Source organism: Streptomyces sp. ADI95-16 (assembly GCF_003721495.1).
In the GTDB taxonomy this organism is placed as follows: domain Bacteria; phylum Actinomycetota; class Actinomycetes; order Streptomycetales; family Streptomycetaceae; genus Streptomyces; species Streptomyces goshikiensis.
Map to the genome: position 1 here is coordinate 2,415,326 of NZ_CP033581.1, position 14,603 is coordinate 2,429,928.

Genomic DNA, 14,603 nt, shown 5'->3' on the forward strand with positions numbered 1-14,603 from the left:
CGCGAGGGGCCGGCCCGCTCAGTCGCGCTCGTCCAGCCGGTAGACCCGGCGGGCGTTGCCTGCCGCGAGCATCGCCGCCACCCGGTCGGCGTCCCGCCAGGACCAGGCCCCGTCGCCGACCCAGCCGCCCAGCACCCGGCTCAGCGCCTCCCGGAACACCAGGGCGCCGACCGCGTGCAGTTCCGGCAGCCGCCGCCCGCCGCTGGAGAACAGCAGCTTCCCGAAGGGCGCGAGCTCCAGCAGCTCGGCCAGTACCCCCGCCGCCCGCGCCCCGGTGTGCGCGAGGGCCACGCCGAGATCGGCGTACACGTGCGGGAAGCCGGCCGCGAGCCGCGCGCTCTGGCGGTGGTACGGGTGGCCGCCGAGCAGTACCAGCCGCGTGCCCAGGCCCGCGGTGGCCCGTACGAACTCCGTCAGCCGCACCGGACCGCCCGGCTCCGGCCGCGCCCCCGGCCCCGGCCGCCCCGCGCCGGTGTGCAACTGGAGCGGCAGCCCCGAAGCCACCGCGCTCCACAGCAGGTGCCTCAGGAGTACGGGGTCCCGTACCGCCCCGCCCTTGACCCGCCCGGCCAGCCACCGCCCGGCGGCCCCGCGCACCTCGCCGGGACCGGGCGGTTCGGGCGCGAGGGCGGCGGAGTACCCCGCGTCGGCGCCACAGGTGAAGGCGACGGCCCCCGCCGCGGCGTGGTGGACGGCCCCGGAGAGGTTGGCCAGGAACGCGCCGACCGTCCCGGAGGTGTCCGCGATCTGCTCGGCCAGCAACTCCAGCCGTACGAGTTCATGCGCCTCGGCGTTCCCGGCGCGGGCCAGTTCCTCGGGCTCCGTGAGGTCCCCCGGTTCCCCGGTGTCGACCAGGAAGGTGCCGATCCCGGAGCCGCGCAGCAGCAGCCGCCCGGATTCGATCACGCCGAGCTCGCGCCGCCGGGCCAGATAGCGGGCGGGCTCGCAGTGGGGCTCCAGCCCCAGCAGCGGCGGGCACCAGCGGCGCACGGCGAAGCCGGTCTGGGTGTCGAAGAAGGTGGTCCCGGCGGCGGGCGGGCCGGCCGAGGGGATCAGCTGGGCCTCGAAGGTGCCGAGTCCCAGCTCCGTACGGAGCACTCCGTGGCAGTACTGGTCCACCAGGGACGGCGTTTCGATCATCCGGGCATCCCGTTGCGGACGTGAGGAAGGGGCTTCCACACGTCCTAACGAGAAAGCGGGGTGTGAGGTGTTGCTCGTGCTGTTGACCGAGGATCAGGCGGCCCGGTTCGCGGGCCCGCCCAGCTGGATGCCCGCCATCCGGGTCCACTCGTACGGGCCGGTCTCCACCTTCGCGGCGAACTCGCCGTCGAACTCCTCGTGGAGGGTCAGCCCGGCCTTCTCCGCGGCCAGCCGGGCGGTCTCGTACGCCGGGGCGACCAGGTCGCCCCAGGCGCCGTCCGTCCCGACGAGCACGATGCGGGTGCCGGCCTGGCCGATGTGCGCGAGGTGGCCCTCGGCGCCGCCGTGCTCCTTGGCGAACGCGCCGATCTGCTTGGCCAGCCTCGCGGCCTTGCGGTCCTGCTTCTTCGCCGCGGCGCCTGCGGTGCCCTCGGTGCCTGCGGTGTCTGCCGTGGTGTCTGCCATGTACGGCATGCTACCGGCGAGTAATCAGCGGAGGAAGGGATCCACGGCGACGGCGACGAAGAGGAGCGACACATAGGTGATCGACCAGTGGAACAGCCGCATCTCCTTGAGCTTCGCGCCCGTCACCCCGGACTTGGCCCGCGCGTTCAGCGCGTGCGCCTCCCACAGCCACCAGCCGCCCGACACCAGCGCGACCGCCGTGTAGAACCAGCCGGTGTACCCCAGCGGGGTCAGCAGCAGCGAGACCGCCACCATCACCCAGCTGTAGATGACGATCTGACGCGCCACGGCCCGGTTGCCGGCCACCACGGGCAGCATCGGCACGCCGACGCGCGCGTAGTCGTCCTTGACCTTCATCGAGAGCGGCCAGTAGTGCGGCGGCGTCCAGAAGAAGATGACGAGGAAGAGGATGACGGCGGCCCAGGAGACCTCGTTCTTCACCGACGACCAGCCGATGAGCACCGGCATGCAGCCCGCGATGCCGCCCCAGACGATGTTCTGGGCGGTGCGCCGCTTCAGGAGCATCGTGTAGACCACGACGTAGAAGAGGAGCGCGCCGAGCGACAGGGCGGCCGACAGCCAGTTGACGAGCAGGCCGAAGAACAGCGTGGAGACCACACCGAGGGCGATGCCGAAGACCAGGCACTCCCGGGGGCTCACCATGCCGGTCACCAGCGGCCGCTGCGCGGTCCGGTCCATCAGCGCGTCGATGTCGCGGTCGATGTACATGTTCAGCGCGTTGGCGCCGCCCGCGGACAGATAGCCGCCGAAGCAGGTCACGAGTACCAGCCACAGCGACGGCACCCCCTGCTCGGCGAGGAACATCACCGGCACTGTGGTGATCAGCAGAAGTTCAATGATCCGCGGCTTGGTCAAAGCCACGAAAGCCATGAACCGGGCCCCGAACGGCCGGTGACCGGGGCTCGTCCCGAGTACCCCCGCTGGACGGGATTCGACGGCCGTCACGCACACCCCTGAGAGAGAATCCAGCAAGCTCCGACACGGACCCCCTCCAAAATGAAGGCCCGGTAAAGGCTTGCGCGTACCACGCCACTCTAGACGTTGCGCTTACGTCGCCCCGCGCGGGGGTCGCCTCGTGTTGGGCCGATCGGATACCGCACGTGGGGGGCGTCAGGTGAGAGGGGTAAGCCCCGTATGAGCACTGGCCGCCGACCTGATGAAGCAGGGCTCAATCTCGAATAGCCGCACACCTTTGCGGGGGTAGGCTCGGAATCGCGCCGGTGCACCGTTCGTCACCGGGAAACGACATGTGGAGAGGAGCCCTGACTCACGGTGAGCACCAAGCCGACGACCACAGAGCTCAAGTGGACCGAACTGGACCAGCGTGCCGTCGACACGGCCCGCGTCCTTGCCGCGGACGCGGTCCAGAAGGTCGGAAACGGCCACCCGGGCACGGCGATGAGCCTGGCCCCCGCCGCGTACACCCTGTTCCAGAAGGTCATGCGGCACGACCCGGCCGACCCCGAATGGGTCGGCCGTGACCGCTTCGTGCTCTCCGCGGGGCACTCGTCCCTCACGCTGTACACGCAGCTCTACCTGGCCGGCTTCGGCCTGGAGCTCGACGACCTGAAGGCCTTCCGCACCTGGGGTTCCAAGACCCCCGGCCACCCGGAGTACGGCCACACGACCGGCGTCGAGACCACCACCGGCCCGCTGGGCCAGGGTGTCGCCAACGCGGTGGGCATGGCCATGGCCGCCCGCTACGAGCGCGGTCTCTTCGACCCGGAGGCCGCCCCGGGCGCCTCCCCGTTCGACCACATGATCTACGCGATCGCGGGCGACGGCTGCCTCCAGGAGGGCATCTCCTCCGAGGCGTCCTCGCTGGCCGGCCACCAGAAGCTCGGCAACCTGGTGCTGCTGTGGGACGACAACCACATCTCCATCGAGGGTGACACGGAGACGGCCGTCTCCGAGGACACCATGAAGCGCTACGAGGCGTACGGCTGGCACGTCCAGCGCGTCGAGCAGCAGCCGAACGGCGACCTCGACCCGAAGGCGCTGTTCGCCGCCCTCCAGGCCGCGAAGGCCGAGACGGAGCGCCCCTCCTTCATCGCGATGCGCTCGATCATCGCCTGGCCGGCCCCGCACGCCCAGAACACCGAGGCCGCGCACGGCTCGGCACTGGGTGACGACGAGGTCGCCGCCACCAAGCGCGTGCTCGGCTTCGACCCGGAGAAGACCTTCGAGGTCTCCGACGAGGTCATCGCGCACACCCGCGAGGTGCTGGACCGCGGCCGCGAGGCCAAGGCCGCCTGGGACAAGGAGTTCTCCGCCTGGCGCACCGCCAACCCGGAGCGCGCCGCCGAGTTCGACCGCATCAACGCCAACGAGCTGCCCGCGGGCTGGGAGGACAAGCTCCCCGCCTTCGAGACCGGCAAGGGCGTCGCCACCCGCGCGGCCTCCGGCAAGGTGCTCGAAGCGCTCGGCCCGGTCATCCCGGAGCTGTGGGGCGGCTCGGCCGACCTGGCCGGCTCCAACAACACCACCATCGACAAGAACTCCTCGTTCCTGCCGAAGGACAACCCGCTGCCGGAGGCCGACCCGTACGGCCGTACCGTCCACTTCGGCATCCGCGAGCACTCCATGGCCGCGTCCATGAACGGCATCGCGCTGCACGGCCACACCCGCATCTACGGCGGCACCTTCCTGGTGTTCTCCGACTACATGCGCAACGCCGTCCGCCTGTCCGCGCTGATGCACGTGCCGGTCACCTACGTGTGGACGCACGACTCCATCGGCCTCGGCGAGGACGGCCCGACCCACCAGCCGATCGAGCACCTCGCCTCGCTGCGCGCCATCCCGGGCCTGAACGTGGTCCGCCCGGCCGACGCGAACGAGACCGTCATCGCCTGGCGCGAGGTCCTGCGCCGCCACACCAAGGTGTTCGGCAAGGGTGCCCCGCACGGTCTGGCGCTGACCCGCCAGGGCGTGCCGACCTACGACCGCAACGAGGACGCGGCCAAGGGCGGCTACGTGCTCTTCGAGGCCACGGGCCCCGAGGGCGAGGCCGCCGACGCCCAGGTCGTCCTCATCGGCACCGGCTCCGAGGTCCAGCTGGCCGTCGCCGCGCGCGAGGCCCTGCAGGCCGAGGGCATCCCGGCGCGCGTCGTCTCGATGCCGTGCGTGGAGTGGTTCGAGGAGCAGGACCAGGACTACAAGGACAGCGTCCTGCCCCCGTCCGTCAAGGCGCGCGTCGCGGTCGAGGCCGGCATCGGCCTGACCTGGCACCGCTACGTGGGCGACGCGGGCCGGATCGTCTCGCTGGAGCACTTCGGCGCCTCCGCCGACGCCAAGGTGCTGTTCCGCGAGTTCGGTTTCACCCCCGAGGCCGTGACCGCCGCCGCCAAGGCCTCCCTCGCCGCCGCCGCGCGCTGACGCCGGTACAGAACCAACGTAGGAGATGTAATCCCATGACAGACGCACTCAAGCGCCTCTCCGACGAGGGCGTGGCGATCTGGCTGGACGACCTGTCCCGCAAGCGCATCACGTCCGGCAACCTGGCCGAGCTCATCGACCAGTCGCACGTGGTCGGTGTCACCACCAACCCGTCGATCTTCCAGAAGGCGATCAGCAGCGGCGACGGCTACGAGCAGCAGCTCGCCGACCTCGCCGCCCGCAAGGTCACCGTCGACGAGGCCATCCGCATGATCACGACGGCGGACGTCCGCGACGCCGCCGACATCCTGCGCCCGGTCTTCGACCGCACGGACGGCCAGGACGGCCGCGTGTCGATCGAGGTCGACCCCCGGCTGGCCCACGAGACCACGGCGACCATCGCCGAGGCCAAGCAGCTCGCCTGGCTGGTGGACCGCCCCAACACGCTGATCAAGATCCCGGCGACCAAGGCCGGCCTGCCGGCGATCACCGAGGTCATCGGCAAGGGCATCAGCGTCAACGTCACGCTGATCTTCTCGCTGGAGCGCTACCGCGCGGTCATGGACGCGTACCTGTCGGGTCTGAAGAAGGCCAAGGCCGCCGGCCTGGACCTCTCCCTGATCCATTCGGTCGCCTCCTTCTTCGTGTCCCGCGTGGACTCGGAGATCGACAAGCGCCTGGACGCCGTCGGCACCGACGAGGCGAAGGCCCTGAAGGGCAAGGCGGCCCTCGCCAACGCCCGTCTGGCCTACGAGGCCTACGAAGAGGTCTTCTCCTCCGACCGGTGGAACGCCCTGGAGCGGCTCGGCGCCAACAAGCAGCGCCCGCTGTGGGCCTCGACCGGCGTCAAGGACCCGGCGTACAAGGACACCCTGTACGTGGTGGACCTGGTCGCCCCGAACACGGTGAACACCATGCCGGAGGCCACGCTGGAGGCCACCGCCGACCACGGCCAGGTCACCGGTGACACCGTCCGCGGCACCTACGCGCAGGCGCGCGCCGAGCTCGACGCGATCGCCAAGCTGGGCGTCTCGTACGACGATGTGGTCCAGCTGCTCGAAGACGAGGGCGTCGAGAAGTTCGAGGCGTCCTGGAACGACCTGCTGAAGTCGACCGAGGCGGAGCTCGCGCGCCTCGCCCCCACGGAGGCCTGAACACTTTGTCTGTAAACGGAGCGAACCCGCTTCGTGACGCACAGGACCGGCGGCTCCCGCGTATCGCGGGGCCGTCCGGCCTGGTCATTTTCGGCGTTACGGGTGACCTGTCGCGCAAGAAGCTGATGCCTGCCGTCTACGACCTGGCCAACCGCGGCCTCCTCCCGCCGGGTTTCTCGCTGATCGGGTTCGCCCGGCGCGAGTGGCAGGACGAGGACTTCGCCAAGGTGGTCCACGACGCGGTCAAGGAGCACTCGCGCACGCCCTTCCGTGAGGAGGTCTGGCAGCAGCTGGTGCAGGGCTGCCGCTTCGTCCAGGGCGACTTCGACGACGACGAGGCCTTCGAGACCCTGAAGGCGACGATCGAGGAACTCGACAAGGCGCAGGGAACGGGCGGCAACTTCGCCTTCTACCTGTCCGTCCCGCCGAAGTTCTTCCCGAAGGTGGTCCAGCAGCTCAAGGACCACGGTCTGGCGCAGAAGGAAGGCTCCTGGCGGCGCGCCGTCATCGAGAAGCCCTTCGGCCACGACCTGAAGAGCGCCGAGGAACTCAACAAGGTCGTCCACGAGGTCTTCCCCCGGGACGAGGTCTTCCGGATCGACCACTACCTCGGCAAGGAGACCGTCCAGAACATCCTGGCGCTCCGCTTCGCCAACACGATGTTCGAGCCGATCTGGAACCGGTCGTACGTCGACCACGTGCAGATCACCATGGCCGAGGACATCGGCATCGGCGGCCGGGCCGGCTACTACGACGGCATCGGCGCGGCCCGTGACGTCATCCAGAACCACCTGCTCCAGCTGCTCGCGCTGACCGCGATGGAGGAGCCCGGCTCCTTCCACCCGAAGGCGCTGGTGGCGGAGAAGCTGAAGGTGCTGACCGCCGTGGAGCTGCCCGAGGACCTGGGCAGGCACACCGTGCGCGGCCAGTACTCGGCGGCCTGGCAGGGCGGCGAGAAGGTCGTCGGGTACCTCGAAGAGGACGGCATCGACCCCAAGTCGAAGACCGACACCTACGCGGCCATCCGGCTGGAGATCAACAACCGCCGCTGGGCGGGCGTCCCGTTCTACCTGCGGACGGGCAAGCGCCTGGGCCGCCGGGTGACCGAGATCGCGGTGGTCTTCAAGCGGGCCCCGTACCTGCCGTTCGAGTCGGACGCGACCGAGGAGCTGGGGCAGAACGCCCTGGTCATCCGGGTCCAGCCGGACGAGGGCGTGACGGTGCGGTTCGGCTCGAAGGTGCCGGGCACCTCCATGGAGGTGCGGGACGTCACGATGGACTTCGCGTACGGCGAGTCCTTCACGGAGTCCAGCCCCGAGGCCTACGAGCGGCTCATCCTCGATGTCCTCCTCGGCGACGCGAACCTCTTCCCGCGTCACCAGGAAGTCGAGCTGTCCTGGAACATCCTCGACCCGATCGAGGAGTACTGGGACAAGCACGGCAAGCCCGCGCAGTACCCGGCGGGCACCTGGGGACCGGTCGAGGCGGACGAGATGCTCGCACGAGACGGACGGAGCTGGCGCCGGCCATGAAGATCGACCTCACGGAGACCACCTCCAGCAAGATCAACGCCGCGCTGGTGCAGGCGCGCCGGGACATCGGCACGCCGGCCATCGGCATGGTCCTCACGCTGGTGATCGTGACCGACGAGGAGAACGCGTACGACGCGCTCAAGTCGGCGAACGACGCGTCCCACGAGCACCCCTCACGGATCGTCGTCGTCGTCAAGCGGGCGGGCCGTTCCGTGCGCAGCCGCCGCGACGCCCGTCTCGACGCGGAAGTCCGCGTCGGGGCGGACGCCGGCAGTGGCGAGACGGTGGTGCTCCGGCTCCACGGTGAACTGGTCGACCACGCCCAGTCCGTGGTCCTCCCGCTCCTCCTGCCGGACGCCCCCGTGGTCGTCTGGTGGCCGGACGGTGCTCCGCCGGACCTGGCGGGCGACCCGCTGGGCGCGCTGGGGCAGCGCCGGATCACGGACACGTACGCCTGTGAGGACCCCATCGGGTACCTGTCGGCCCGTTCGGGTGCGTACGCGCCCGGTGACACGGACCTGGCGTGGACCCGGATCACGCCCTGGCGCTCGATGCTGGCCGCCGCACTGGACCAGCAGACCGTCTCGGTCGTCACCTCGGCGGTCGTCGAGGGCGAGGACGAGAACCCGAGCTGCGAGCTGCTGGCCATGTGGCTGGCGGACCGCCTCCAGGTCCCGGTCAAGCGGACGGTCTCGGGCGGCCCCGGTCTGACCTCGGTGCGGCTGCGCACCAAGGACGGCGAGATCGTCCTGGACCGTGCGGACGGGGCCCTGGCCACGCTGTGCATGCCGGGTCAGCCTGACCGCGGGGTGGCGCTCAAGCGCCGCGACACGGCCGAGCTGCTGGCGGAGGAACTGCGCCGGCTGGACCCGGACAACACGTACGAGGCCTCGCTGAAGTTCGGCGTGGCCCGGCTGGAGGCCTCCGCGGAGGCGGCTCCGGCGAAGGCGACCGACTCCCCGGAGACGGTGACCGGCCCCAAGGCCGACGCCGCGGCCGCGAAGCCGGCGGCCAAGCCGGCCCCGAAGCCGGCGAAGAAGGCCTCGGCCAAGTAACCCGTACCCGCTGCGCGGGACCCGCCCCTCGAACGCCGGCGAGGCTGGATCTTCAGCCCGTCCGGCGTTCGGGGACCGGGGTCCGGGGCACAGGCCCCGGGAAACGGGGAAGGGGCGGGGCGGGGAGCAAGCACCGCGCGGCGGCACCCACCCGTATCAACGACAAGGCGGCAGCACATGGGTATGACGACTCCCCAGGTCGTCGTCCACCGGGACAAGGAGCTGATGGCGCAGGCCGCGGCGGCCCGGCTGATCACGAAGGTCGTGGACGCGCAGGCGGCCCGCGGCTCCGCGTCGGTGGTCCTGACCGGCGGCCGCAACGGCAACGGGCTGCTCGCGGCCCTCGCCGCGGCGCCCGCCCGGGACGCGATCGACTGGGCGCGGCTGGACCTCTGGTGGGGCGACGAGCGCTACGTCCCCGCCGACGACCCCGAGCGCAACCACACGCAGGCCCGCGAGGCGCTGCTGGACTCCGTCCCGGTGGATCCGGCGCGCGTGCACGTGATGCCCGCCTCCGACGGTCCGTACGGGGCGGACGTGGACGCGGCGGCGGCGGCGTACGCGGCGGAGCTCGCCCGGGCCGCGCGCCCCGAGGACCACGGACCGGTCCCCCGCTTCGACGTGCTGATGCTGGGCGTCGGACCGGACACGCACGTGGCGTCCCTGTTCCCGGAGCACCCGGCGGCGCGCGAGACGGAGCGCACGGTGGTCGGCGTGCACGGCGCGCCGAAGCCGCCGCCGACCCGGGTCTCGCTGACCCTCCCGGCGATCCGGGCGGCCCGCGAGGTCTGGCTGCTGGCGGCCGGCGAGGACAAGGCCGGCGCGGTGGCGATCGCGCTGGGCGGCGCGGGCAGCGTCCAGGCCCCGGCGGCACAGGCCTACGGCCGCTCCCGGACCCTGTGGCTCCTGGACCGCGCGGCCGCCGCGAAGCTGCCGGCGGGCCTGTACCCCCCGGCCGCGTCCTGACGGGCGGGTCCTGACGGGCACGTCCGACGGCCGCGTCCTGACGGGCACCTGGGCGGCCGCGTCCTGACGAACACCCCCGCGGGGTCCGGAGGCAGCGCTTCCGGACCCCGCGGGCGTTCGGGTCAGTCCCGGCCGCGCAGCGACCGGTAGGTGGCGACCAGCGCGCGCGTGGAGGCGTCCATGCCCGCCACGGGCGCACCGTCCGTCAGCGCCGGCTCGACCCTCTTGGCGAGGACCTTGCCCAGCTCCACACCCCACTGGTCGAACGAGTCGATGTTCCACACCGCGCCCTGCACGAACACCTTGTGCTCGTAGAGGGCGATCAGCTGGCCCAGCACCGAGGGCGTGAGCTCGGCGGCCAGGATCGTGGTCGTCGGGTGGTTGCCCTGGAAGGTCTTGTGCGGGACCAGGGCCTCCGCGACGCCCTCCGCCCGTACCTCGTCGGCCGTCTTGCCGAAGGCCAGCGCCTGCGTCTGCGCGAAGAAGTTCGCCATCAGCAGGTCGTGCTGGGCCTCCAGGGCCGGCGGCAGCTCCCCGACGGGCCGGGCGAAGCCGATGAAGTCCGCCGGGATCACCTTCGTGCCCTGGTGGATCAACTGGTAGTACGCGTGCTGCCCGTTGGTGCCCGGCGTACCCCAGACCACCGGCCCGGTCTGCCAGTCCACCCGGTTGCCCTGCCGGTCCACGGACTTGCCGTTGGACTCCATGTCCAGCTGCTGGAGGTAGGCCGTGAAGCGGGAGAGGTAGTGGCTGTACGGCAGGACGGCGTGCGACTGCGCGTCGAAGAACGCCCCGTACCAGATCCCCAACAGGCCCATCAGCAGCGGCGCGTTCTCCTCCGGCGGGGCCGTGCGGAAGTGCCGGTCCATCTGCTCGAAGCCGTCCAGCATCTCCCGGAAGGCGTCCGGGCCGATCGCGATCATCAGCGAGAGCCCGATCGCGGAGTCGAAGGAGTAGCGGCCGCCGACCCAGTCCCAGAACCCGAACATGTTGGCCGGGTCGATGCCGAAGTCGGTGACCTTCTCGGCGTTGGTGGACAGCGCCACGAAGTGCCGCGCCACGGCGGCCCGGTCGCCGCCGAGACCCGCCAGCAGCCACTCCCGGGCGGAGGTGGCGTTGGTGATGGTCTCGATGGTCGTGAAGGTCTTCGACGCGATGATGAACAGCGTCTCGGCCGGGTCCATCCCCCGCACGGCCTCGTGCAGGTCCGCGCCGTCCACGTTGGACACGAAACGCAGCGTCAGATCCCGGTCGGTGAAGGCGCGCAGCGCCTCGTACGCCATCGCCGGGCCCAGGTCGGAACCGCCGATGCCGATGTTGACGACGTTCCTGATGCGCTTTCCGGTGAAGCCGGTCCACTCCCCCGACCTGACCTGGCCGGAGAACGCCGCCATCTTGTCGAGGACCGCGTGGACCTCGGGGACGACGTTCTCGCCGTCCACCTCGACGACCGCGTCGCGCGGCGCGCGCAGGGCGGTGTGCAGGACCGCCCGGTCCTCGGTCGTGTTGATCTTGTCCCCGCGGAACATCGCCTCGCGCAGCTCCGCCACGCCCGTCGCCGCGGCCAGTTCGCGCAGCAGTGCGAGCGTCTCGTCGGTCACGAGGTGCTTCGAGTAGTCGATGTGCAGGTCGCCGACCCGCAGGGTGTAGCCGGTGCCCCGGCCCGGATTCGTCTCGAACAGGTCCCGCAGATGCGTCTGCCCCAGCTCGTCCCGGTGCTTTCCGAGTGCCTGCCACTCGGGGGTCCGGTTGAGCCTCGCGCGGCTTTCTGCGTTCATCTCGGACATCAGCCCTCTTCCATCCTGTCGTGCCCCGCCGGTCACCAACCTAAGGGATCAGCAGGCGGGCAACGGACACAAAGAGGCCCGGCCCGCAGGAAGGATTCCTGCGGGCCGGGCCTCGCTCTCACGTTCGTTCGGATGTTCAGATCTCACCGCGGAGTTTGGCGAGCGCCTCGGCGAGGATCGCCTCGCCGTCGGCGTCGGTGCGCCGCTCCCGCACGTACGCCAGGTGCGTCTTGTACGGCTCGGTGCGCGGCGGCGCGGGCGGGTTGTCCCGGTCCTGGCCGGCCGGGAACCCGCAGCGCGGGCAGTCCCAGGTGTCGGGCACCTGAGCGTCGCTGGCGAAGCTCGGCTGCGTCTCGTGCCCGTTCGAGCACCAGAAGGAGATGCGCAGGCGGGGCGCGGACTCGCCGCGCTCGGCCTCACCCATCGGCCCCGCTCCGACCCGGCTACCACGGATCGCGTTGCCACTTGCCACGGTCGTAACTCCCTGCGTGATGGTGCCGCGGAGCGTGAGTGGAATATCCGCTGCGGGCGCCCCAGTCTACGTAAGGCCCAACGCGCGTCCAGCGACCGGAGTTACTCGCTCCGGGTGCGGACGCCGGTTCCCATGATAGGCAGGGGGGACCCGGCGGACGGCCGAAACGGCCAGAACCGTCAGCTGCCCGACTTCATCAGCAGGCCGAGCGCGACGATGCAGGCGAACCAGAGCAGACCGATGACGACGGTGATCCGGTCCAGGTTGCGCTCCGCGACCGAGGAGCCTCCGACGGACGACTGCATACCGCCGCCGAACATGTCGGAGAGGCCGCCGCCCTTGCCCTTGTGCATCAGCACGAGCAGCATCAGCAGGGCGCTGAACACGATCAGGGCGATCGAGAACCCCATAATCACGGCTGATTCCTACTTTCTGGCTTTCCGGCTCTACTGAGATGTGCGCGGGGGCCAGCGGCTGGTGGTTCAGCCCCTGGCCCCCGCAAGGGTACGACGGATCCGCCCTACCGCATACTCACTGGTCGCGGAAGCGGACGATCTTGACGAACTCGTCCACGTCCAGCGCGGCGCCGCCGATCAGGGCGCCGTCCACGTCGGGCTTGGCCATGATCGCGGCGATGTTGCCGGACTTGACCGAGCCGCCGTACTGGATGCGGACCTTGTCGGCCAGCTCCTGCGAGTAGAGCTCGGCGAGGCGGCCGCGGATCGCCCCGCAGACCTCCTGCGCGTCCTCGGGGGTGGCGACCTCACCGGTCCCGATGGCCCAGACGGGCTCGTACGCGATCACGATGGACTCGACCTGGTCGGCCGGGACGTCCTTGAGGCCGCCGTCGACCTGCGCCAGCGTGTACGGGACCTGCTCGCCGGCCTTGCGGACGTCCAGGCCCTCGCCGACGCACAGGATCGGGGTGATCCCGTGCTTGTAGGCGGCCTTCACCTTGGCGTTGCAGAGCTCGTCGCTCTCGCCGTGGTACTGGCGGCGCTCGCTGTGGCCGACGGCCACGTACGAGCAGCCCAGCTTGGCCAGCATGGCGCCGGAGATCTCGCCGGTGTAGGCACCGGAGTCCTGCGCCGAGAGGTCCTGGGCGCCGTACTTGATCTTCAGCTTGTCGCCGTCGACCAGGGTCTGGACCGAGCGCAGGTCGACGAAGGGCGGCAGGACCGCGACCTCGACGGCGTCGTAGTCCTTGTCGGCCAGGGCGAAGGAGAGCTTCTGGACGTGCGCGATGGCCTCAAGGTGGTTGAGGTTCATCTTCCAGTTGCCCGCCATCAGCGGGGTACGGGTGCTCATTAAGGGTCAGACCTCCAGTGCGGCGAGGCCGGGGAGCGTCTTGCCCTCAAGGTATTCGAGGGAGGCGCCGCCGCCGGTCGAGATGTGTCCGAAAGCGTTCTCGTCGAAACCGAGCGTGCGCACGGCCGCGGCCGAGTCGCCGCCGCCCACGACGGTGAAGGCGCCGCTCTCGGTGAGCGCCTGCGCGATGGCCTTGGTGCCGTTCGCGTAGTCGGGGTGCTCGAAGACGCCGACCGGGCCGTTCCAGAAGACGGTCTCGGCGTCGGCGATCTTCGACGCGTACAGCTCGCGGGTCTTGGGACCGATGTCCAGACCCTCCTTGTCGGCGGGGATCTTGTCCGCGTCGACGGTGATGAACTCGGCCGGGGTCTTGCCCTTGAGGTCGGGGAAGTCCGAGGAGGCCAGGATGTCCACCGGGAGGACCAGCTCGACGCCCAGCTTCTCGGCGCGCGCCAGGTACTCCAGGACGACGGGGATCTGGTCCTCCTGCAGGAGGGAGATGCCGATCTCGTGGCCCTGGGCCTTCAGGAAGGTGTAGGCCATGCCGCCGCCGATGAGGATGCGGTCGGCCTTGCCGAGCAGCTGGTCGATGACGGCCAGCTTGTCGGAGACCTTGGCGCCGCCGAGGACGACCACGTACGGGCGCTTGACGTCGGCGGTGAGCTTCTTGAGGACACCGACCTCGGTGGCGATCAGGTAGCCGGCCGCGTGCGGGAGGCGCGCCGGGAGGTCGAAGACCGAGGCGTGCTTGCGGTGCACGGCGCCGAAGCCGTCGCCGACGTAGACGTCGGCCAGCTCGGCGAGGCGGTCCGCGAAGGCGCCGCGCTCGGCGTCGTCCTTCGAGGTCTCGCCGGCGTTGAAGCGCAGGTTCTCGATGACGGCGACCCGGCCGTCGGCGAGGGCGGCGACGGTCTCCTTGGCGGAGGCGCCGACGGTGTCGGTCGCGAAGGCGACGTCCTGGCCGAGCAGTTCACCGAGGCGCTCGGCGGCGGGCGCCAGCGAGAAGGCCGGGTCCGGCTCGCCCTTGGGGCGGCCCAGGTGCGAGGCGACGACCACGCGGGCGCCGGCCTCGGCGAGCTTGGCGATGGTCGGCAACACGGCGCGGATGCGGCCGTCGTCGGTGATGGTGCCGCCCGCGAGCGGCACGTTGAGGTCGGCGCGGACGAAGACCCGCTTGCCGCGGACGCCCTCGGCGAGAAGTTCGTCGATCGTCTTCATTGCTTTTGCTACTCCTTATACCGGTCCAGGCTGTTGCCCATCCCGGGCGTGAGGAACGAACAAGCGACAGGGCCCGCGCCGCGCTCCATCGCGCTGCCGGACCCTGTGCT

At 70.8% G+C, this 14,603-nt stretch carries 13 protein-coding genes; 5 read left to right on the top strand and 8 right to left on the bottom strand.

Annotated elements, in window-relative coordinates; all coding sequences use genetic code 11:
• Positions 1 to 18: 18 nt before the first annotated feature.
• From EES41_RS10495 to EES41_RS10505, 3 genes are all read right to left on the bottom strand, one after another.
• Entirely contained in the window at positions 19 to 1,140 is a 1,122-nt protein-coding gene (locus EES41_RS10495) for an amidohydrolase family protein (protein WP_123077515.1), read from the bottom strand.
• Positions 1,141 to 1,233: 93 nt separating this feature from the next.
• Positions 1,234 to 1,605, bottom strand: a complete 372-nt coding sequence (locus tag EES41_RS10500) for a hypothetical protein (protein ID WP_037792916.1) — start codon at positions 1,603 to 1,605, stop codon at positions 1,234 to 1,236.
• Positions 1,606 to 1,629: 24 nt separating this feature from the next.
• A complete protein-coding gene (locus EES41_RS10505; protein WP_123077517.1) occupies positions 1,630 to 2,571 on the bottom strand; it encodes a heme o synthase in 942 nt (313 codons plus the stop codon).
• A gap of 327 nt (positions 2,572 to 2,898) precedes the next feature.
• Here EES41_RS10505 and tkt point away from each other — a divergent pair, with 327 nt between their 5' ends.
• The 5 genes from tkt to pgl all read left to right on the top strand — a co-directional run bounded on the left by tkt (position 2,899) and on the right by pgl (position 9,708).
• The gene (gene tkt / locus EES41_RS10510) at positions 2,899 to 5,001 is read left to right on the top strand and encodes a transketolase (RefSeq protein WP_123077519.1); all 2,103 of its coding nucleotides are present in this window, start codon (positions 2,899 to 2,901) and stop codon (positions 4,999 to 5,001) included.
• 35 nt (positions 5,002 to 5,036) lie between these two features.
• Complete coding sequence (gene tal / locus EES41_RS10515) at positions 5,037 to 6,155, top strand: transaldolase (RefSeq protein ID WP_123077521.1); 1,119 nt, start codon at positions 5,037 to 5,039, stop codon at positions 6,153 to 6,155.
• Between the two features lie 5 nt (positions 6,156 to 6,160).
• The gene (zwf, locus tag EES41_RS10520; RefSeq protein ID WP_123077523.1) at positions 6,161 to 7,687 is read left to right on the top strand and encodes a glucose-6-phosphate dehydrogenase; all 1,527 of its coding nucleotides are present in this window, start codon (positions 6,161 to 6,163) and stop codon (positions 7,685 to 7,687) included.
• Positions 7,684 to 8,742, top strand: a complete 1,059-nt coding sequence (opcA, locus tag EES41_RS10525; protein ID WP_123077525.1) for a glucose-6-phosphate dehydrogenase assembly protein OpcA — start codon at positions 7,684 to 7,686, stop codon at positions 8,740 to 8,742. Before zwf ends, opcA begins: the two co-directional genes overlap by 4 nt.
• A 183-nt stretch (positions 8,743 to 8,925) precedes the next feature.
• Positions 8,926 to 9,708 (top strand): 6-phosphogluconolactonase, encoded by a 783-nt coding sequence (pgl, locus tag EES41_RS10530; RefSeq protein WP_123077527.1) that lies wholly within the window; start codon positions 8,926 to 8,928, stop codon positions 9,706 to 9,708.
• 122 nt (positions 9,709 to 9,830) lie between these two features.
• Here pgl and pgi read toward each other — a convergent pair whose 3' ends face one another.
• The 5 genes from pgi to pgk form a co-directional block, all read right to left on the bottom strand.
• Positions 9,831 to 11,486, bottom strand: a complete 1,656-nt coding sequence (pgi, locus tag EES41_RS10535; RefSeq protein ID WP_123082382.1) for a glucose-6-phosphate isomerase — start codon at positions 11,484 to 11,486, stop codon at positions 9,831 to 9,833.
• A 145-nt stretch (positions 11,487 to 11,631) separates the two neighbouring features.
• Positions 11,632 to 11,967, bottom strand: coding sequence for an RNA polymerase-binding protein RbpA (locus EES41_RS10540; protein ID WP_007263454.1), 336 nt, complete (start codon positions 11,965 to 11,967; stop codon positions 11,632 to 11,634).
• Between the two features lie 179 nt (positions 11,968 to 12,146).
• Positions 12,147 to 12,377: a preprotein translocase subunit SecG gene (gene secG / locus EES41_RS10545; protein WP_123077529.1), complete on the bottom strand. Its 231-nt coding sequence runs from the start codon at positions 12,375 to 12,377 to the stop codon at positions 12,147 to 12,149.
• A gap of 121 nt (positions 12,378 to 12,498) precedes the next feature.
• Positions 12,499 to 13,275, bottom strand: coding sequence for a triose-phosphate isomerase (gene tpiA, locus EES41_RS10550; RefSeq protein WP_123077531.1), 777 nt, complete (start codon positions 13,273 to 13,275; stop codon positions 12,499 to 12,501).
• A 6-nt stretch (positions 13,276 to 13,281) separates the two neighbouring features.
• Entirely contained in the window at positions 13,282 to 14,493 is a 1,212-nt protein-coding gene (gene pgk, locus EES41_RS10555) for a phosphoglycerate kinase (protein WP_123077533.1), read from the bottom strand.
• Between the last annotated feature and the right edge of the window lie 110 nt (positions 14,494 to 14,603).